Annotated in this window: 19 protein-coding genes and 1 riboswitch; of the genes, 12 read left to right on the top strand and 7 right to left on the bottom strand. The window is 35.6% G+C overall.

Features of this window, described 5'->3' with window-relative positions:
• Positions 1-79 precede the first annotated feature (79 nt).
• The 4 genes from NST98_RS09450 to NST98_RS09435 all read left to right on the top strand — a co-directional run bounded on the left by NST98_RS09450 (position 80) and on the right by NST98_RS09435 (position 4554).
• The gene (locus NST98_RS09450; RefSeq protein WP_340714996.1) at positions 80-1786 is read left to right on the top strand and encodes a glycosyltransferase family 4 protein; all 1707 of its coding nucleotides are present in this window, start codon (positions 80-82) and stop codon (positions 1784-1786) included.
• A gap of 28 nt (positions 1787-1814) precedes the next feature.
• Positions 1815-2924 carry a glycosyltransferase gene (locus NST98_RS09445; protein ID WP_340714995.1) on the top strand — a complete coding sequence of 370 codons (1110 nt, stop codon included), beginning with the start codon at positions 1815-1817 and terminating at the stop codon, positions 2922-2924.
• A 467-nt stretch (positions 2925-3391) separates the two neighbouring features.
• Positions 3392-3685 (top strand): helix-turn-helix domain-containing protein, encoded by a 294-nt coding sequence (locus tag NST98_RS09440; protein WP_172597841.1) that lies wholly within the window; start codon positions 3392-3394, stop codon positions 3683-3685.
• Positions 3682-4554 (top strand): IS3 family transposase, encoded by an 873-nt coding sequence (locus NST98_RS09435; RefSeq protein WP_096550742.1) that lies wholly within the window; start codon positions 3682-3684, stop codon positions 4552-4554. The genes NST98_RS09440 and NST98_RS09435 overlap by 4 nt, the downstream gene beginning before the upstream one ends.
• Positions 4555-4778: 224 nt before the next feature.
• On the opposite strand, the gene NST98_RS09430 is transcribed toward NST98_RS09435, so the two are convergent.
• Positions 4779-6056, bottom strand: coding sequence for a nucleotide sugar dehydrogenase (locus NST98_RS09430; protein ID WP_168412223.1), 1278 nt, complete (start codon positions 6054-6056; stop codon positions 4779-4781).
• Between the two features lie 214 nt (positions 6057-6270).
• On the opposite strand from NST98_RS09430, the gene NST98_RS09425 reads away from it, so the two are divergent.
• Positions 6271-7242 carry a glycosyltransferase family protein gene (locus NST98_RS09425; RefSeq protein ID WP_016837880.1) on the top strand — a complete coding sequence of 324 codons (972 nt, stop codon included), beginning with the start codon at positions 6271-6273 and terminating at the stop codon, positions 7240-7242.
• A 90-nt stretch (positions 7243-7332) separates the two neighbouring features.
• Positions 7333-7455: a hypothetical protein gene (locus tag NST98_RS09420; RefSeq protein WP_340714994.1), complete on the top strand. Its 123-nt coding sequence runs from the start codon at positions 7333-7335 to the stop codon at positions 7453-7455.
• Between the two features lie 123 nt (positions 7456-7578).
• Here NST98_RS09420 and NST98_RS09415 read toward each other — a convergent pair whose 3' ends face one another.
• The 3 genes from NST98_RS09415 to rlmD form a co-directional block, all read right to left on the bottom strand.
• Complete coding sequence (locus tag NST98_RS09415; protein WP_016837877.1) at positions 7579-8298, bottom strand: DapH/DapD/GlmU-related protein; 720 nt, start codon at positions 8296-8298, stop codon at positions 7579-7581.
• Positions 8299-8361: 63 nt separating this feature from the next.
• Positions 8362-9471, bottom strand: coding sequence for a tetratricopeptide repeat-containing glycosyltransferase family 2 protein (locus tag NST98_RS09410; RefSeq protein ID WP_340714993.1), 1110 nt, complete (start codon positions 9469-9471; stop codon positions 8362-8364).
• A gap of 1615 nt (positions 9472-11086) precedes the next feature.
• On the bottom strand, positions 11087-12460 hold the full coding sequence (gene rlmD / locus NST98_RS09405; protein WP_340715711.1) for a 23S rRNA (uracil(1939)-C(5))-methyltransferase RlmD: 1374 nt from the start codon (positions 12458-12460) through the stop codon (positions 11087-11089).
• Between the two features lie 154 nt (positions 12461-12614).
• A riboswitch (FMN riboswitch) is annotated at positions 12615-12749 on the top strand.
• 225 nt (positions 12750-12974) lie between these two features.
• Between rlmD and ribE the strand changes: the two genes are divergently transcribed.
• Genes ribE through ribH form a run of 3 tightly spaced genes read left to right on the top strand, consistent with a single transcriptional unit; the run spans position 12975 to position 15333 of the window.
• On the top strand, positions 12975-13619 hold the full coding sequence (ribE, locus tag NST98_RS09400; RefSeq protein ID WP_016837873.1) for a riboflavin synthase: 645 nt from the start codon (positions 12975-12977) through the stop codon (positions 13617-13619).
• Between the two features lie 14 nt (positions 13620-13633).
• The gene (locus NST98_RS09395; RefSeq protein WP_016837872.1) at positions 13634-14821 is read left to right on the top strand and encodes a bifunctional 3,4-dihydroxy-2-butanone-4-phosphate synthase/GTP cyclohydrolase II; all 1188 of its coding nucleotides are present in this window, start codon (positions 13634-13636) and stop codon (positions 14819-14821) included.
• Positions 14822-14865: 44 nt separating this feature from the next.
• Positions 14866-15333 (top strand): 6,7-dimethyl-8-ribityllumazine synthase, encoded by a 468-nt coding sequence (gene ribH, locus NST98_RS09390; protein WP_026019034.1) that lies wholly within the window; start codon positions 14866-14868, stop codon positions 15331-15333.
• 269 nt (positions 15334-15602) lie between these two features.
• Here ribH and NST98_RS09385 read toward each other — a convergent pair whose 3' ends face one another.
• From NST98_RS09385 to NST98_RS09375, 3 genes are all read right to left on the bottom strand, one after another.
• Positions 15603-16475, bottom strand: coding sequence for an IS3 family transposase (locus NST98_RS09385; protein WP_096550742.1), 873 nt, complete (start codon positions 16473-16475; stop codon positions 15603-15605).
• On the bottom strand, positions 16472-16765 hold the full coding sequence (locus NST98_RS09380; RefSeq protein WP_172597841.1) for a helix-turn-helix domain-containing protein: 294 nt from the start codon (positions 16763-16765) through the stop codon (positions 16472-16474). The genes NST98_RS09385 and NST98_RS09380 overlap by 4 nt, the downstream gene beginning before the upstream one ends.
• A 409-nt stretch (positions 16766-17174) precedes the next feature.
• On the bottom strand, positions 17175-17969 hold the full coding sequence (locus tag NST98_RS09375) for a polysaccharide deacetylase family protein (protein WP_445684036.1): 795 nt from the start codon (positions 17967-17969) through the stop codon (positions 17175-17177).
• Between the two features lie 135 nt (positions 17970-18104).
• On the opposite strand from NST98_RS09375, the gene recX reads away from it, so the two are divergent.
• The 3 genes from recX to NST98_RS09360 are packed head-to-tail and all read left to right on the top strand — an operon-like array spanning position 18105 to position 19493.
• On the top strand, positions 18105-18908 hold the full coding sequence (recX, locus tag NST98_RS09370; protein ID WP_340714992.1) for a recombination regulator RecX: 804 nt from the start codon (positions 18105-18107) through the stop codon (positions 18906-18908).
• Entirely contained in the window at positions 18905-19231 is a 327-nt protein-coding gene (locus tag NST98_RS09365) for a YfhH family protein (RefSeq protein ID WP_016837868.1), read from the top strand. The genes recX and NST98_RS09365 overlap by 4 nt, the downstream gene beginning before the upstream one ends.
• Position 19232: 1 nt before the next feature.
• Entirely contained in the window at positions 19233-19493 is a 261-nt protein-coding gene (locus NST98_RS09360; protein ID WP_339287958.1) for a YfhJ family protein, read from the top strand.
• Positions 19494-19550 lie beyond the last annotated feature (57 nt).

Here is a 19550-nt window from a genome sequence, read left to right as displayed (position 1 = left end):
AACCGTTAGATGATATTCACTTTAACGTCAAACCTACATAAAATACTGTGGAACGAACTATGTGATGAAGGTGAAAACGTTGATACAAAAACTTAGATCCCTGGAGTTCCAACATCGATTAGCACGTGTTTCTTATGCGTTTGAGCAAAACGTAACAAAGCGTGATGAAAAAAAAGAAATGCTTCATATTGTTTACGTTATGACCCATACAGGTGTCTCAGGCGGTGCAAAAATTATATTTGAACATGCAAACAGACTTACACGGCTTGGAGCAAAAGTTACAATCGTTGCTCATTATGAAAAGCCGGCTTGGTTTCCGATTGAAGCAGATTATATTCAAGTTCCTTTTGATTTAGAATTAGCGAAAGGCATTCCAGACTGCGACTTGATTGTAGCGACTTACTGGGATCATATTCAACCATGTATTGAAACAGGTATTGCCCCAGTTGTTTATTTTGAACAAGGTGATTTTCATTTATTTGATTACGACAACATGAATCAAACATTAAAGAATTTTATTCAGAAACAATTTCAATTACCTTCTTTTATTTATACTGTTTCTCAACAAGCTGCTGATTTAATTGAAGCTATTTATGGCAGAGAAGCGAAAGTATATCCCAATGCAGTTGATGAACATATTTTTACTCGTGAAGGCCATCGGGAGGAAGGAGAGCATCCATATTTATTAATGGTAGGAGGAGAAAGAACTGCGTTTAAAGGAATCTCCTATATTATGGATGCTTATGAAAAGCTCAATAATGAAATTGCACTTGATTTATATTGGATTACACCTGAAACACCGTCAGAAAAAATGAAACAAAGAGTAACGAAGTATTTTGTTAGTCCAACACAAGAAAAGATTGCTTCTTTATATCGAGGTGCTGCTTTATATGTATCTGGCTCTACTTATGAAAGCTTTTCCTTGCCTCCACTAGAGGCGATGGCATGTGGATGTCCAGTTGTAACGACGGATAACAAAGGGGCATTAGAATATGCAGTACATCAAAAAAATGCATTAATTTGCCGTATGAAGGATTCAGAAGATATGGGGGAAAAAATTAAAGAATTGCTTACAAACCAAGAATTGAAGGAAAAGTTAATTCATAACGGATTAGAGACGGCAAAGCAATATAACTGGAATAAAATTATTGGAAATATTTTTCATTATTATCGAGAAATTGCATCCTTTAAAGTTCAACCACGAAATAAATTAAGCGATTGGAATATCGTGATTCATCAAGAAAATTGTTTCAAACATGAAGATTATAAGAGATTAGAAAAATTCCTCCTTGTTACAAATGCTGATATTGTGAAAGTACCTGTCATTTATCAAATCGATAAAATTCCTACAATTGCACGATGGGAAGTAGCAGCAGTTCGAAAAGAGGTTGAAGATGGCTTGGTAGAAACATGTTTTTGTCCTGTACGTCCAGATAATAAGTTTCAACTTTATAATCTGAAGGGTTATCAGTCTTTTCTTTTAAAACTATTTGAGCAAGCGTTAGAAGAATTTTTGGCGTTACAGAAAAACGGAGATGAGAAGGAGCAAGCCGTAGCTGAAAAATGGGTTATATTGACGTTAATGAGATTGCAAAGAAAAGAAGAAGCAAAGAGAAGATTAAAAGAATTAATGACAAAACATCCATATAATGCAGATTTATATAAATTATCTCTTCTATTGGAAGGAAAGGATAAGGACCATTTAAAACCGATTTACAACCTTAAAATATTAGGTGATGCCACATCCTATCCCGAATTTTTCTTTAACATTGTTTCAACAGTATAGGGGGATAAATTAGGAAAGAGGTGGACAGATGATCAGTGTCATTTTACCAGTCTATAATGCTGGTCATTATGTAAAAGATTCGATTGCTAGTATATTGCAGCAAACTGAAAGGAATATTGAGTTAATCGTAGTGAATGATGGTTCGACGAACAATAGTGAAGAGATTATATTGTCATTTAATGATGAACGGATACGTTATGTAAAGCACGAGACCAACAAAGGAGTTGCCGCTGCCTTTAATGAAGGATTAAAAATTGCTAAGGGTGATTATATTACTTTTCATGGCGCAGATGATTTGTCTTTGCCCAATCGATTTGAGCGATTATTAGCTGAATTTTGCTGTGAGCAAATTGGGTATGTTCATTCCGATATGTTGCTTATTACGGAACATAATTCTCCTTTTAGTTATTGGCAAGCTGCAAATATTTCTCCGAATGATATTTATTCATTTTTCCTTAATGTTGGTACCCCATTTAATAATGGAACCATCCTATTTAGAAGGGAAGCTGTAGAGCATATTTATTTTGATGAAAGCATCAAAGTTGGTTCCGATACAGATTTTATCTTAAAAGTGGCGAAAGAAAAATGGCGTTCTTCCCATGTTCCTGAACCGTTGTATATCTATAGAAGACATCAAGCAAATATTACGAAGAATAGAAGTTATGAAGAATTAGCGAGGCATATCCGTTTAAATATTCAAGATGAAGATTTGATGAGTCTTAACGAAGTCAATGAAAAAGGAGAGGAAAACAATTTATTAACAGCAAAATTGATTGCAGGGCTTGCCTTATCACGAAGATGGATGAAACAAGAGGGATTTTCTCTCTTTCATGAGGCAATACCATTAGTTAAAACAGAAAGGGATCGTCACTTTTTTGAAGGAATGAAGGGGTTAGTTGAAAATAATTATAAGCATGCTGTCCATCATTTTCAGCAAATTACGGATCGCGATCATATTGAGGAGAATTATCTTGGGGAAGCGTTTCTCCATATGAAGAATTATAATACAGCCTATGAGCACTTTATAAAAGCACTGCAACTATCGCCAAACTATCATGCGCCTGTGAAAAATTTAAAAATCATTGGCATATTGAAAGGGTATAATATTATTGATAAACATGTGGATCATTTCAGATAAAAAAGTTTTTAATAAAAAAGGTCGTCAAAAAAGAGCGAATGGAAGGAAACGATGAAAAATTTCCCCTTCGCTCTTTTTTTTAAAGGTTAGACAGATCTAACATCTACTCGTGCAGATAGAGTATCCACAAGTGCAGATAAAGATTTGCTATTATACCTGTAAAGTTTACACATTAAAGCGCCCATAAGATGAGCATAATAAATATAAAATGTGGGAATTTATTGGGTTTATTAAAAAGCCACAGCGTAGCTGCAATGCCATTGACACCTACCACGATTCTTAGTACTTGGTGGATGGGGTCGGGGCCCCGCCAACAAGTACTTAGAATCGATTTGTCCGTAGTACAATGACAAACGGAGTGAGCGCAAGGAGCTATTTTTTGAGATCATCTGCAATCTACAATCACTACGGACAATCAGGTAGGTGTCAATGGTGGCGTACTTCGTACATGAATGGAGGATATGGAAATGGCGAAAAAATATCGATATTACACATTTGAATTCAAAAAACAAGTCATTGAAAAATATTTCGAAGGGTATTCTTCCACAGAGGTAGCTAAAATATATAACATTCATCGGAGAAGAGTCTCTGAATGGGTGAAAATTGTGAAAGAAGGAGGCTATGAAGCTCTCTTAACCAAAAGAGAAAAAGTAGCTAAACAGAAACAGTCGCCTGTTGAAAAATCTTTGGAAGAAAAATATCTTCTATTACAGTTGGAGAACGAATACTTAAAAAAGTTGTTAGATCTAAGAAAGGGGTGAATGATAAAGAACAACAATTTGCCTTTATTCACGCTTACGCAGAACAATATCCGATTTCTATTTTAGCGGAAATCGCCAATGTATCCCGTGCGGGTTATTATAAATGGTTAAAGAGAAATGGAGAAAAACATCGTGATCAAATTGATGAACGGTTAATCCCTTATATCCTAAAGGTGTTTAACGATCACCGTGGTACTGTGGGGAGAAAACGAATCAAAATTGAATTGGAAAGACAATATGGGTTAGTCATCAATGAAAAACGGATTGCCCGTTTAATGAGGAAATATGGATTGGTATGCAAAATTCGCCAAAAGAAATTTAGATATCGTCCAAGTGTTCATGGAAAAATTCCCAATCTTCTTAGCCGTAACTTCAAAGCCATTCGAGAAGGAGTAAAGTTTTCCATTGATATTACGTATATTCGCGTGAAAAGAGGACGTCAAAAATGGGTATATCTCTGTGCCATTAAAGACTTATTTAATGAGGAAATCGTGGCTTATTCAATGGGGACAAGTTTGGAAATGAAATTAGTGTATCGCGCCTTAGAAATGCTTAAAAAAAGGGGATATAGTAAAGGAGCGATTCTCCATAGTGACCAAGGCACTCACTTTACTAATCCCGATTATCAAGAGTATCTCCGTGAGATGGAGATAACTCAATCCATGTCCCGCAGAGGCAACTGCTGGGACAATGCCTGCATTGAAAATTTCTTTAGTCATCTGAAGGTTGAACTTGGATGTTTTAGTCAACCCGAAACTGTACGAGAAATTTACGAAGCAGTAGAAAACTATATTAATTATTATAACACCAAACGTATCGTAACTAAACTAAAAATGAGCCCGATGGAATATAGAACAAAAGCAGCATAAATTTGGATTAATACGGGGCGGATAAAAATGTCTACTTGACAGGAGCATGAGCACTTCTACTTGTGCAGATAGTGCATCTACTCGTGCGGATAGAGTATCACATGAGCGGATAATTCTGCTACTAGTGCGGATAGTACTCCTCCTCGTACGGAAAGAGTTCGTACTGTACAGAAACGTTTTCGTTAGTGCAGGATCCTCCTTCTACAGAAGCAGCTTATGTCGTTTTACTGTACACCAATTCCTCGATATTTCATTCCTAAACTCTCAATCTTTTTCTGATTGAGAGCATTTCTTCCATCTAAAACGAATTGACAGTTTGGGAAGAGTTCAAATTTAAAATCTCTATATTGATCATGAAAAGCTTGAAGAATGATAGAATCAATCTTTTCACGATTTTCTATAGAAAAAGGCTTTACTTGAAAAGCAGCAATTTCTTCTGCAGTGTAAAGAGGATCGTCAACATATACTGTAGAACCTCTTTTTTTCAATTCATTTGCAAGCAGAAGAGTAGAAGATTTTGTAGTTTCTTTCACATTTTCTCGGAATGAAAGTCCTAAAATGAGAATGTTTTTATTTTCAAGAGTTGAGAAATATTCTTCCACTTGATCAACAGCATATTTAGCCATTTTGTCATTTATTTCCCTTGAAAGAGGTACCAGTCCATCACTTAAACCATTGTTAATAAAAAAGTAAGGATAAACCGGAATACAATGGCCGCCTACTCCGACACCAGGAAAGTGAAGATGGGAAAAAGGCTGGCTATTTGCTGCTTGAATTACTTCCTTAATGTTAACTCCTAATGAGTCAGCATATACAGCCAGTTCGTTCGCTAATGCAATATTAACATCACGGTAAACGGATTCAGCTACTTTTGTAAATTCAGCGGTCTCTAAATTGCTGACAGGCATGATGTCACAGTTTAAAGCTTTTTTATAAAAGGATATGACTAATTCTAGACTTTTTTCGTTATCACCGCTGACCACTTTTGGATAGTTAGAAAGGTCTTGAATAATACGATTTGAGTAAACTCTTTCAGGACTATAGCCTAAATGGAAATCCGTTCCTAATGTTAATCCTGAAAGCTCGGCGATTCTTTTGCCAAAACGGTTTCTAGTATCTCCAGCAGGTAATGTTGTTTCAAAAATAACTAGCGTTCCTTTACGAATCCCTTTTCCGATATCTTCTACAGCTGAGTCAATGAATTCATAGTTGATTGTTCCTTGTTCATTTACTAATACGGGTACAATGACAATAACCACATCAGATTGTTTCACTGCTTTAGTCGTATCAACTGTGGCTCGAAATGTCCCCGCTTTCCATGCTTCATATAATAGCTGATCTAATCCTGGTTCATTTTGAATATGTGAAATTCCTCTATTCACAGTTTCAATGACTTTTTCGTTTTTATCGGCGCCAATGACATTGAAATGCCCAGAGTTTGCAACAACTGCTGCAAGTGGTAATCCAATTTTACCTAACCCAACAACAGTAACAGTTTTCATACATTCAACTCCTTTTTACCTTAACAACTTTGTAGAGTTCAATCCTAAAAAAACTCTATTTTCTTTCCATCACATAAATCATATGTATAAAAGTTGTCGATGGTGTAAGAGTTTCTCATCTTTTCTCTTTTTTCAGCAAATTTAGTGAGAACGTTTAAACACTTGGTATGAATGAAACATATATTGAATGTTGTGTAGGGTAGGAGGGGGTAAAATGCAAAAAAAACTTAAAATATTAATTCTGATTCGACAATTTACAAAAAATTTTCCGAAGCATAAACATAAATTTGAAACGATCAAAGCGATTGAAAAATTTGCTGATGTTCGATATTGGTACAGGGATGGAAATATTCACGATATTCTAAAACAACTTGATTTTAAACCTGACTTTATTTTCCATTATGATATAGGTTGGGGATACGTATTAGCCCCAAGGATTACAGGACTTCATGAAATAAACATTCCAAAAGGTTGTTATGTAATTGATACACATTATTCACCTGCAGAAAGACGAAAATATTTCGAACAAAATAAAATCGATTTGATTTTTTCTGCAACGAAATCTTCTTTTTTGAAAACTCATGCAAAATATAAAGATAAATTCAGATGGTTGCCTTTTTCTATTGATCCAACTATTTTTAAAGATTGGCAATTAGAAAAAGACATCGACTTCTTATTAATTGGACAATTGTATGACAGAACAAAAAAAACAGGGTATCAATCAATGACGCCAAAAGGGAAATATCCATTTAGAGAAGCGGTATTGGAGAAATTGAGGGGAGAGAAAGGATTTGTTTTTCATCCTCACCCAGGCCATAATGCTTCTTCCAATGCTTTAGTAAATGAGAAATATGCAAAAGAATTGAATCGTGCGAAAATCTTCTTTACTTGCGGCTCGAGATTACAATATCCTGTCTTGAAATATTTTGAGGCTCCAGCTTGTAAAACCCTTCTCCTTGCAGAACCTGTACCTGATATCTTGGAATTGGGATTTAAAGATGGAGAGAATTTTGTTGCATGTAATCAATCTAATTTCTATGAAAAGGCTATGTATTATTTAAAAAATGAAAAAGAGCGCAAAAGAATCACGGAAAACGGCTATCAATTTATTCATACAAAACATACAAATGATGTCAGGGCAAAAGAATTTGTCCAAGAGGTGCAAAAATTTTTAGACAAATTGTAAAAGTACAATCAGTTTCAATGGATTTTGCATAGTATAACGTTTAACATCCTTTAAAAACATTTCTAACTTTTAAGAGTTGGAGGAATCAAATTGAATATTCCCTTGATTGACTTAAAAAAAGAGTATGAGATGTATGGAAAAAATATTGAAAAAGCTGTTATCGAAGTAATGCAAAGTGGTTCTTATATTCTGAGGAAGGAAGAGCGGCGGTAGAGGTTGCATTGAAAATTAAACAAAGTTTAATAGATTCACAATAAAAAAGAAATGTATAACTCTTTATGAGGATGGTAAAAGAGTTATACATTTTTTAGTTGTTATGAATATATAAATTTCCCTTTACTTTTCTGCATCGTTAGAATTTATTTTTGAAATTTTTTTAGCAGGCACGCCGACAACTGTTTCATTTGGCTGAACGTCTTTTGTTACTACGGAACCAGCACCGACTATAGCGTTTTCGCCAATAGTTACATTTGGTAGAAGGGTAGCGTTATTACCAATTTTCGCTCCTTTTTTAATATGCGCTCCTTTTAATTCATACGGTTTTAACCCCATGTATTTATCATTTGACATAGACACACATGGACCGATAAAAACATCATCCTCTAAAATGGTATCACCAGTTATATAGGCCAAGGTTTGTATTGTACATCTTTTCCCAATTGACGTATTTAGCTCAACAATAGCACCTCTGCCAATAACTGTTTGGCTGCCGATTGTTGAATTCTCTCGAATGCTAGCATGGTCAGCAACAAAAACGTGGTCTGCAATCTCTGAGCCAGCGTAAATCGTTACATTATTTCCGATTTTTGTATTTTCTCCGATGATTAGATGAGGCTGTTTCACATTGGATGCCCTCATTTTTTGATTTCCGCTTTTTTTGACCCCTAAAACACAATTGGATCCAATGATTACATTGTCACCAATAATCGTGTTTTTTAGGATTACTGTATGATGTCCAATCGTAACATTTTCTCCGATTGTGACCCCTTCTTCAATTACCACATGTTGCCCAAGTTTAATGCTTTCAGGTAGTTGAGGTTGCCCCAGTTTGCTCATCCTTTCATTTTTGTTTTTGAAAAATAGGGCTTTTCGTTTTCTAACTTCGAATTAATCGACTTACTATTTAACACTATCTTTCCTATTTTCATTTTTTAAGTAGCTTTGAAAAAATTCTTCATTATATAAAACTTTCGGATCATTTGGGATATATTGTTTCGTCAATTCGTGGTGTTTAATTGATTCTTCAACATTTCCTAATTGCCAATAGCAAACGCATAGAGCGAGATGCGGATACCAGGTTGTGTAAGAAGTATGGTGAAAGCCGCCTGTTTTTTTATGTTTCATCTTCACAGCCAACTGATACCAAAACAAAGCTGTTTTGAAGTCTCTTCTTGCTTGGAAGATGTCTCCGATGCGGCAGCAGGCCTCAGATCTCGGTTCATCATAGTTAAACGTTTTAAAGAGAGCCATCAATTCATTCTCTTTTTCTCCGAGACGAGCATAACAGTCGGCCATATATATGCAAGCCCGAATATTATCTTCTATCCAACCATTTTTTCCATCTAAAAATTCTTGATAATAAATAATCGCTTTATTGTATTGATTATGATCTTTAAGCTCATTGGCATAATAAAACAAATCTCTTGGTGAAAACTCTTCTCCATTTTTGATGCGATTTTCGTAAATTCTTAGGTTTCTGCCGATTGATTGAGTATCCACTTTTTTCTCTCTTTTTTTATGATGGATGGAAATGTCCGCTTCCAATATATTTCCGTGAACAGCAAGATATTCATGTACAGGTCCAATCCATTTAAATCCTTTGCTTCGTTTCACAAGGCGGTTTCTTCGGTAATGGAAGGTTGGATTTCCATTTCCGTCTGTAGCGGCAATATAGTTCATGGAGACAGCATCAATATTGCTATTAAGGTTTTTTTTCAGCTTTTTAAACTTTTTTTGCTCTTCTGGAAGAATAACATCATCAGCATCTAACCAGAGAATATAATCTTTTGTTGCAAGACTGAATGAATAGTTTCTCGCTGCTGAAAAGTCATCAATCCAAGTAAAGTCATATATTTTATCTGTAAATTTACTTGCGATTTCTTTTGTTCTATCAGTCGAACCCGTATCGACAATGATGATTTCATCACAAATATCTTCTACACTTGATAAACAATTTGCCAAAACCTCTTCTTCATTTTTGACAATCATGCAAAGACTGATCGTCGGCATTTATACACCCCTCTACTAATCGAAATAACTATTCATATATATATGTAGCTTTAAATAATTCGGAACTTACGAATGAAAGGTGTAATAAATAAAAAAGGGAAAATGGTGATTGCAGCCCATCGAAATTTTCCTTATTGGGTAAGTAAAATTGCAATAGCTAATAAATGTAAAGCATAATGAGTGGAAGTTATCGAGGGAAAGTATAAGGAGAATTTTTATGGGGAAAGTGGAAGAAGAGCGATGAAGAATTATAATCTTTTTAAATTTAGGTGCTGTCGAATGTATAAGAGTACATTTTTAGTGAGGCCAAATCCAAAAATTCGTATCAGCAGAGATGAGATAATAGTCAAATTCAAAGGGATAATAGCCAACTCGGCCGAGATAATAGTCAATTCAAATAAAATAATAGCCAAAGCCAAAAATTTGCTCCAGCAGAGATGGGATAATAGTCAAATTCAAAGAGATAATAGCCAACTAGGCCGAGATAATAGCCAACTAGGCCGAGATAATAGTCAATCTAGGTAAAATAATAGCCAAAGCCAAAAATTTGCTCCAGCAGAGATGAGATAATAGTCAAATTCAAAGGGATAATAGCCAACTCGTGCGAGATAATAGTCAACCCAAATAAAATAATAGCCAAAGCCAAAAATTTGCTCCAGTAGAGATGAGATAATAGTCAAATTCAAAGGGATAATAGCCAATTCGGCCGAGATAATAGTCAATCTAGGTAAAATAATAGCCAAAGCCAAAAATTTGCTCCAGCAAAGATGAGATAATAGTCAAATTCAAAGGGATAATAGCCAACTCGTCCGAGATAATAGTCAATCTAGGTAAAATAATAGCCAAAGCCAAAAATTTGCTCCAGTAGAGATGAAATAATAGTCAAAATCAAAGGGATAATAGCCAACTCGTCCGAGATAATAGTCAATCTAGGTAAAATAATAGCCAAAGCCAAAAATTTGCTCCAGTAGAGATGAGATAATAGTCAAAATCAAAGGGATAATAGCCAACTCGTCCGAGATAATAGTCAACCTAAATAAAATAATAGCCAAAGCCAAAAATTCGCATCAGCAGAGATGAGATAATAGTCAAACCCAAAAAGATAATAGCCAATTCGTCTGAGATAATAGTCAATTCAAATAAAATAATAGCCAAAGCCAAAAATTTGCTCCAGCAGAGATGGGATAATAGTCAAATTCAAAGAGATAATAGCCAACTCGTCCGAGATAATAGTCAACCCAAATAAAATAATAGCCAAAGCCAAAAATTCGCATCAGCAGAGATGGGATAATAGTCAAATCCAAAGAGATAATAGCCAACTCGTCCGAGATAATAGTCAACCTAGATAAAATAATAGCCAAAGCCAAAAATTCGCATCAGCAGAGATGAGATAATAGTCAAACCCAAAAAGATAATAGCCAATTCGTCTGAGATAATAGTCAATTCAAATAAAATAATAGCCAAATTCTTTATGATCTACATATTTCTTTTTTCTATGGGGGTCACATTAAACGCGCCGCTTCGTCGCAATTTATTTGTAACGAAAGTGTTAACGTCAGTTAAAAAAGGAGGTGGCTTAAAATTATTTTTCAGCCGTCCTCCCTTTTTCTAGCACTTATTTTTTTAAAGTTAATTTCGATACTATTTCAACCCGAGCTGTCTGAGGGAACATATCAACTGGTTGGATGTATTCAACGGTGTATAGCCTAGATAATTCTTTTAAATCCCTTGCGAAAGTGGATGGGTTGCAAGAAGTATAGACGAATCGTTTTGGTTTAATTTTTAATACGGTTTTAATAAAACTTGGTGCAAGACCAGTACGAGGTGGATCGACCGTTACAACGTCTGGTACAAATCCTTCTTTCGCCCATTTCTTAAGCCACTCTTCTGCTGGACCGTTATAGTATTTGGCATGAGTAAATCCGTGGTTTTGTGCATTTTTTTTAGCATCTTCAATGGACTCAGGAACGATATCCATTCCACGTACTTCTTTTGCATCTTTCGCAAGCCATAAACCGATTGTTCCGACACCACAATAGGCATCTACAACTGTTTCTTTGCCAGTTAACCCCGCGGCTTTTTTGATTTCATCATATAAAACAACGGTTTGTTTTGGATTGAGTTGGAAAAATGCACGGGAAGATAAGTCAAAAGCAAGTTCTCCTAATTTTTCGTGTATCGTCTCTTTGCCGTCAAGTACAATGGTATCATCCCCAAAAATCAAGGAAGTTTTTGAAGGGTTGATATTTTGAGTGATGGAAACAATGCTTGAATCCAAATTTTTTATGCCTTGTACTAATTCCGCTTTTTTAGGAATTTCTTTTTTCGTCGTAACAAGGCAAACTTGTGTTTCTCCTGTTTGAATACCTGTACGAACGACAATGGTGCGAACAAATCCTTTTGATTTTCCATCATAGATTGGAATGTTCAGTTTTTGTAAAAGCTTTCGGATGCCGACAGTAATTTTTGTTGTTACAGGATGTTGTACGATGCAATCATTGATATTTAAGAGTTTATTCGTGCCTTCGACGAACAATCCGGCAGAAACATAGCTACCATTTTTTCGTACCTGGAAAGAGCTTTTATTTCGATAATGCCATGGATTGTCCATTCCAATAGTAATACGTATTTCTGCATTTTCAGCAATCTGTGGTACATATTTTTCTAAAGCTTGAATAACGATATCACGCTTTTCTTTTAACTGTCCTTCGTATGATAAGTGTTGTAATTGGCATCCCCCACATTGCTCATAAATTTTGCATGGAGGGGTTATGCGATTTTTTGAAGTTTCTCTAATTCGCACAATTTCCGCCTCGGCAAAATTTTTATGGATTTTTGAAACTTTTGCTGTGACGACTTCACCAGGAAGTGCTCCTTTTACGAATACAACATTCCGCTTGAAAAAGCCGACACCTTCACCATTGATTCCAAGTCGTTTAATTGTTAATGGAAATTTTTGACCGATTTCGATTTGCACTTTTTCAGACATCATTTCACGTCCTTTATTCAATCTTCAAATATTATAGCAATCGAATAAGGATAGGTAAAATTGCATATGTATGATTAGTGCAAGATAATAAATCAGTTGATTATGTGGATTTTCTCCGAAATAAGTGTTATTGTTATAGATAATTAAATATTTTTATATCCTTCGGGGTCGGGTGAAATTCCCAATCGGCGGTGATGAAGCAATGCTTCTAAGCCCGCGAGCTCTTTTGGAGCAGGATTTGGTGAGAATCCAAAGCCGACAGTGAAAGTCTGGATGGGAGAAGGATGGTTTGTAAAAAATACCCATTAATCGTTAGTTAATGGGCTAGTTTAGTATACCCTTTTTTACATCCTATCTCCCGCATATAAGCGGGAGTTTTTATTTAGGTATACGTGAAAAATTTGCCTGTACACAGGCTTTTTTGTCATGCCTAAAAATTCATCATTCTCCCAACCCCGTTAAGTTTTCGCTTAATGGGGTTTTTGCTTTTATTAAAAGAATGAGGGGGATTTACATGTTTACTGGCTTAATTGAAGACAAAGGAATTGTCACTGCTATTCAAAAAGACGAAAAAAGTATGAAAATCGTTATTCATTCTCCAAAAATTGTGTCAGATGCGTCTTTAGGAGACAGTATTGCTGTCAATGGCGTTTGTCTAACAGTTACTCATTTAACAAAAGATGAAATGACGGTAGATGTCATGCCGGAAACTGTAAAAGCCACAACGATTCATCAGTTAAAAAAAGGAGACTATGTCAATTTAGAAAGGGCAATGGCAGCTGGTGGACGTTTTGGTGGTCATATTGTGTCGGGTCATGTGGATGGAGTAGGAACGATTCGCAGCAAAAAGCCGGTATCCAATGCAGTGTATTACGAAATTGAGATGCCGAAAGAACTGTTAGAACAATGTATTCCTAAAGGATCCATTACGATTGACGGGACAAGTTTGACGATTTTTGGAGTTAGTGATACAAGCGTCACAATTTCTCTCATTCCTCATACGTATTCAGAAACGATTTTAGGAATGAAAGGGATTGGCGATCAAGTGAATATTGAGACGGATATGTTGGGAAAATACGTGTTACATCATTTAAAGAAAATCAATCAAAAAGAAGAATCAAAAATTACGTTAGAGTTTTTAACTCAAAAAGGATTTTAAGGATGGTGGTTTTAATGTTGAACACGATCGAGGAAGCAATTGAAGAATTGAAAAAGGGGAAAACCATCATCGTTGTGGATGATGAAAATCGGGAAAACGAAGGGGATTTAGTGGCTTTAGCAGAGCATGCAACACCAGAGACTATCAATTTTATGGCGACATACGGCCGAGGTTTAATTTGTACGCCCATCATAGAAGAATTGGCACAAAAATTGGATTTACATGCAATGGTTGCAAATAATACAGACAATCATCAAACAGCATTTACCGTTAGTATCGACCATATTAGCACGACAACAGGCATTAGTGCATATGAGCGTTCAACAACGATTTTAAAAATGATAGATGATGATGCGAAAAAAGAAGATTTTCGCAGACCAGGACATGTTTTTCCGCTTATCGCCAAGAAAAATGGAGTATTGGAAAGACAAGGGCATACAGAGGCTGCAGTTGATCTAGCTAGGATTGCAGGATCATTTCCTGCGGGTGTGATTTGCGAAATTATGGGGGATGACGGAAAAATGTCTCGCCTCGATGATTTATTGAAATTCGCAAAAGCACATGATTTAAAAATTATTTCAATTGAGGAATTAGTTCGTTATCGTTTCCGAAATGAAGTGGTTGTAAGTCGGGCAGCATCAGTAAATATGCCGACAACATTCGGAAATTTTCGAATGATTGGTTATGAAAATGATGTTGATGGATTGGAACATGTGGCATTAGTAAAAGGGGATATCCATGAAGGAGAAACACCGCTTGTACGAATTCATTCAGCTTGTTTAACGGGAGATGTTTTTCATTCAAAACGTTGCGATTGTGGTCCACAGTTAGAAAAGTCATTAGAGATGATAGAGAAGGAAGGAAAAGGCGTTCTATTATATATGCAACAAGAAGGACGCGGCATCGGATTAATTAATAAGCTCAAAGCATATGCATTACAGGAACAAGGTTTTGATACGGTTGAAGCCAATCTGAAACTTGGGTTTCCTGCAGAGTTGAGAGATTATGCATTAAGTGCACAAATGTTAAAAGACTTAGGCATTACAAAAATTCGATTAATGACGAACAATCCAGAAAAAATTGAAGGTATCGAGAAATATGGCATCCAAGTTGTGGAACGTGTGCCAATTAAAATCGAACCGAATAATGCTAATGCTTTTTATTTAAAAACAAAAAGAGAAAAAATGCATCATTTTATTTAAACAAAGATATTGTATTTACATTTTAGAAGAGGGAGTAGTTGGAAATGGGAAAAATATTTGAAGCAAATTTAGTTGGAACAGGGCTGAAAATTGGCATTGTAGTAGGAAGATTTAACGAATTTATTACAAGTAAATTGCTAGATGGCGCAATGGATGGATTGAAGCGCCATGGAGTGGATGAAGAAAATATTGATGTGGCGTGGGTACCGGGTGCTTTTGAAATACCGTTTATTGCAAAACAAATGGCTGAAACTGGCGAGTATGATGCGGTAATCGGCTTAGGAACGGTTATTCGTGGTTCTACAACTCATTACGATTATGTATGTAATGAAGCAGCAAAAGGCATTGCACAAGTTTCTCTGCAAACAAATGTGCCAGTCATTTTCGGAATTGTTACAACGGAAAATATTGAACAAGCGATTGAACGCGCTGGAACGAAAGCTGGAAATAAAGGTTATGATGCAGCTGTTTCTGCGATTGAAATGGCGAATTTGAAAAAGATGTTTAAATAATAGATGAAAAGCTGTTTGGAGAGGAAAACTTTCTAGGCAGCTTTTTTATTAGGTAGATTTTATAAGTTGAAGGATTTTATTTCTAAAGTTGAGGGTATTTGCACAAGTGGAAGAGTTATCTGCAAGAGAAGGGGTTGTATACGCATTAGCGGTGGAGGTAACTGCATAAGCGAGATTTTTTTACACAAGCAAGAGTTGTATCCGCACAAGAAGGGATGCTCATGCTCCTGTCAAGTAGACATTTTTATCCGCCCCGTATTAATCCAAATTTATGCTGCTTTTGTTCTATATTCCATCGGGCTCATTTTTAGTTTAGTTACGATACGTTTGGTGTTATAATAATTAATATAGTTTTCTACTGCTTCGTAAATTTCTCGTACAGTTTCGGGTTGACTAAAACATCCAAGTTCAACCTTCAGATGACTAAAGAAATTTTCAATGCAGGCATTGTCCCAGCAGTTGCCTCTGCGGGACATGGATTGAGTTATCTCCATCTCACGGAGATACTCTTGATAATCGGGATTAGTAAAGTGAGTGCCTTGGTCACTATGGAGAATCGCTCCTTTACTATATCCCCTTTTTTTAAGCATTTCTAAGGCGCGATACACTAATTTCATTTCCAAACTTGTCCCCATTGAATAAGCCACGATTTCCTCATTAAATAAGTCTTTAATGGCACAGAGATATACCCATTTTTGACGTCCTCTTTTCACGCGAATATACGTAATATCAATGGAAAACTTTACTCCTTCTCGAATGGCTTTGAAGTTACGGCTAAGAAGATTGGGAATTTTTCCATGAACACTTGGACGATATCTAAATTTCTTTTGGCGAATTTTGCATACCAATCCATATTTCCTCATTAAACGGGCAATCCGTTTTTCATTGATGACTAACCCATATTGTCTTTCCAATTCAATTTTGATTCGTTTTCTCCCCACAGTACCACGGTGATCGTTAAACACCTTTAGGATATAAGGGATTAACCGTTCATCAATTTGATCACGATGTTTTTCTCCATTTCTCTTTAACCATTTATAATAACCCGCACGGGATACATTGGCGATTTCCGCTAAAATAGAAATCGGATATTGTTCTGCGTAAGCGTGAATAAAGGCAAATTGTTGTTCTTTATCATTCACCCCTTTCTTAGATCTAACAACTTTTTTAAGTATTCGTTCTCCAACTGTAATAGAAGATATTTTTCTTCCAAAGATTTTTCAACAGGCGACTGTTTCTGTTTAGCTACTTTTTCTCTTTTGGTTAAGAGAGCTTCATAGCCTCCTTCTTTCACAATTTTCACCCATTCAGAGACTCTTCTCCGATGAATGTTATATATTTTAGCTACCTCTGTGGAAGAATACCCTTCGAAATATTTTTCAATGACTTGTTTTTTGAATTCAAATGTGTAATATCGATATTTTTTCGCCATTTCCATATCCTCCATTCATGTACGAAGTACGCCACCATTGACACCTACCTGATTGTCCGTAGTGATTGTAGATTGCAGATGATCTCAAAAAATAGCTCCTTGCGCTCACTCCGTTTGTCATTGTACTACGGACAAATCGATTCTAAGTACTTGTTGGCGGGGCCCCGACCCCATCCACCAAGTACTAAGAATCGTGGTAGGTGTCAATGGCATTGCAGCTACGCTGTGGCTTTTTAATAAACCCAATAAATTCCCACATTTTATATTTATTATGCTCATCTTATGGGCGCTTTAATGTGTAAACTTTACAGGTATAATAGCAAAGTTGTATCCGCACAAGTAATGAAATTATCTGCACAAGCAAGCATTGTAAAAGGAACCCATTTTAAAATGGGTTCCACAAATTATATTAAGAAGCTTTCCCCCATAAATAATCATCAACTAAATGATCAAATACAAGATCGTCCAAGGTTCCAAAAGTATAACCCTGTTTTTTAGCTTCTTTTATAAAATCCGGCAATGCATCAGCATTATGTTCAGCAACCGTATGCATTAATATGATAGCTCCGGGATGCAGCTGACTGATTAACTCGTTGTATGCGTATTCTGCACCTTTCTTTTGATCGGTATCCCAATCTCTGAAAGCAATGGACCAAAAGATGTGAGTATAGCCATTTTCATTGCCTACTTCTAACAATTCAGTATTAAAAATTCCTTCAGGTGGTCGAACATAATAAGTACGATTAATACCCGTAATCTCTTTTAATTTCTTATCAAAATTTTGCCATTCTCTTAGCATTCCTTCGCGAGATAATCTAGCCATGTTCGGATGCTTATCTGAATGGTTCCCGATAGTATGCCCATCTTTAACCATTCTCTTCACTAAATCCGATGCACTTGTTAAATAATGTCCCGTTAAGAAAAAGGTTGCTTTCACATCTTCTTTCTTTAATGTATCGAGTATTTTTTCCGTATAACCTGCTTCAAATCCGTTATCGAAAGTTAAATAAATTACTTTTTTCTCTGGATTTCCTCTATATAACGCACCGTAGTTTTTTAATAAACCTTCAAACTCTGCACCAACATCTGGGGGATTTCCATTTTTCGATTTTGTAAAACCCCAATGGTATTCTTTTGCGAATGCTTGAGGTGCTGGGATACTAAATAACAAAACAATGGCCAGGGCAATATTGATCCATTTCAACTTGCTACCTCCTCTCCTTTTTGCCTTAGATTGTGCAAAAAGAAAGTGTTTATGCGACTTATATCGAATGGCAAATATCCCAAATCATATGAACGTTTCGGGATTTTGTGTATACTAAAAACGAGGAGTGTTTCAATGCAAGTAATTACAAAAATCACCCGTCAAAAAAATAATAAAGAGCGATACAATATATATTTAAATGAAGAATTTGCCTTTTCAGTAGATGAATCCACTTTAATTAAGTTTGGCTTAACAAAAGGGAAATTACTCGATTCATTTGAAATTGATGAAATTGCATATGAGGATGAAATTGCGAAAGCCTTTAATCGAGCAGTATCATATTTAAGCTATCAAATGCGAAGTGAATATGAGGTGAAAAAAAAGTTGCTTAATGCGGGCTTTGGCGAATCAGTTGTACTCGAAGCAATTCGGAAACTTGAAAAATTAGGTTTCCTCAATGATGAAACGTATTCAAAAGCATTGCTTGAAACAAGGAAAAAAACTGCAAAAAAAGGTCCAATGGCTATAAAGCAAGACTTAATAAAAAAAGGAATTGATAAAAAAACGCTCGAAAAAACATTAAAATCATTTACATATGAAGAACAAATGCAATTAGCGATGCAGTTAGCTGAAAAAACAGTGAAGATGAATAGCAATAAAACACCTACCCAAATAAAGCAAAAAATACAGGACGTATTAATTCGAAAAGGATATTCTTTTGAAATTGTGAATGAAATACTTGACCAAATTCAATTAGAGCGAGAAGATGATGAATGGTACGAATTAATTACCATACAAGGTGAGAAAATTTGGAATAAATATGTTCGGAAATATGAAGACAAGCAACTTGAATTAAAAGTAAAACAAGCCCTGTATCAAAAAGGATTTCCATTAGAGATAATCGAGCGATTTATCGATGAAAAGAGGGAGAAGGAATGAAAAAAACTTATGCTCAAATGACTCCAGAAGAATTGAGACAGGAAATAGCAAACCTTAAGGAAAAAGCAAGAAAAGCAGAACAATTAGGAATCGTCAATGAGTTTGCGGTTTACGAAAGAAAAGCGCTTATGGCTCAAGCGTATTTAATGGATCCGTCACTTATTAAGCCTGGTGAGATTTACAGAATTGATGGTGCTCCTGGGGAATATTTCAAAGTAGAATATTTAAAAGGACGCTTTGCATGGGGTTTCCGATTAAACGGTGAAAATTTTGAAGAAGCGTTACCTATTTCCATGCTCTCACCATTGAAAGCGAGGGAATAATATGGACGCATACACACTTATTGATAAATTGACGAAAGAATTATTAGAAAAAAATCCGTTTTTATCTGAAAACAAAGCTCGCACTTGGATTGAATTATTATGGTCTGATTTTGAAGCAACATATGCAAAAGCTGGTTATGTCTATCGTGGTGCAGAATATACAGAAAGAATTATTCGCCAATGGATTGAAAGTTATGGCGATAAAATCCATGAATTTGCAGGACGTAACCCGAAATATGCACATTTATTGGAAGAACAGTAATGAAAAGGGGTGTCTTGAAAGTCGAAAGCTTTCTAGACACCCTCAAATCATGATTTT

The organism is Ureibacillus sp. FSL W8-0352 (genome assembly GCF_038004345.1).
Classification (GTDB): Bacteria; Bacillota; Bacilli; order Bacillales_A; family Planococcaceae; genus Ureibacillus; species Ureibacillus thermosphaericus.
Note: the sequence above shows the minus strand (reverse complement) of the source record. Positions and strands in the feature narration are given on the sequence as shown.

What these genes read in the sequence shown, in the direction of transcription:
- NST98_RS09445 (WP_340714995.1), top strand. Translation starts at nt 1,815, where the DNA reads ATGATCAGTGTCATTTTACCAGTCTATAATGCTGGTCATTATGTAAAA.
- NST98_RS09440 (WP_172597841.1), top strand. Translation starts at nt 3,392, where the DNA reads ATGGCGAAAAAATATCGATATTACACATTTGAATTCAAAAAACAAGTC.
- NST98_RS09430 (WP_168412223.1), bottom strand. Translation starts at nt 6,056, where the DNA reads ATGAAAACTGTTACTGTTGTTGGGTTAGGTAAAATTGGATTACCACTT.
- NST98_RS09425 (WP_016837880.1), top strand. Translation starts at nt 6,271, where the DNA reads ATGCAAAAAAAACTTAAAATATTAATTCTGATTCGACAATTTACAAAA.
- NST98_RS09415 (WP_016837877.1), bottom strand. Translation starts at nt 8,298, where the DNA reads ATGAGCAAACTGGGGCAACCTCAACTACCTGAAAGCATTAAACTTGGG.
- NST98_RS09410 (WP_340714993.1), bottom strand. Translation starts at nt 9,471, where the DNA reads ATGCCGACGATCAGTCTTTGCATGATTGTCAAAAATGAAGAAGAGGTT.
- rlmD (WP_340715711.1), bottom strand. Translation starts at nt 12,460, where the DNA reads ATGTCTGAAAAAGTGCAAATCGAAATCGGTCAAAAATTTCCATTAACA.
- ribE (WP_016837873.1), top strand. Translation starts at nt 12,975, where the DNA reads ATGTTTACTGGCTTAATTGAAGACAAAGGAATTGTCACTGCTATTCAA.
- NST98_RS09395 (WP_016837872.1), top strand. Translation starts at nt 13,634, where the DNA reads ATGTTGAACACGATCGAGGAAGCAATTGAAGAATTGAAAAAGGGGAAA.
- ribH (WP_026019034.1), top strand. Translation starts at nt 14,866, where the DNA reads ATGGGAAAAATATTTGAAGCAAATTTAGTTGGAACAGGGCTGAAAATT.
- NST98_RS09380 (WP_172597841.1), bottom strand. Translation starts at nt 16,765, where the DNA reads ATGGCGAAAAAATATCGATATTACACATTTGAATTCAAAAAACAAGTC.
- recX (WP_340714992.1), top strand. Translation starts at nt 18,105, where the DNA reads ATGCAAGTAATTACAAAAATCACCCGTCAAAAAAATAATAAAGAGCGA.
- NST98_RS09365 (WP_016837868.1), top strand. Translation starts at nt 18,905, where the DNA reads ATGAAAAAAACTTATGCTCAAATGACTCCAGAAGAATTGAGACAGGAA.
- NST98_RS09360 (WP_339287958.1), top strand. Translation starts at nt 19,233, where the DNA reads ATGGACGCATACACACTTATTGATAAATTGACGAAAGAATTATTAGAA.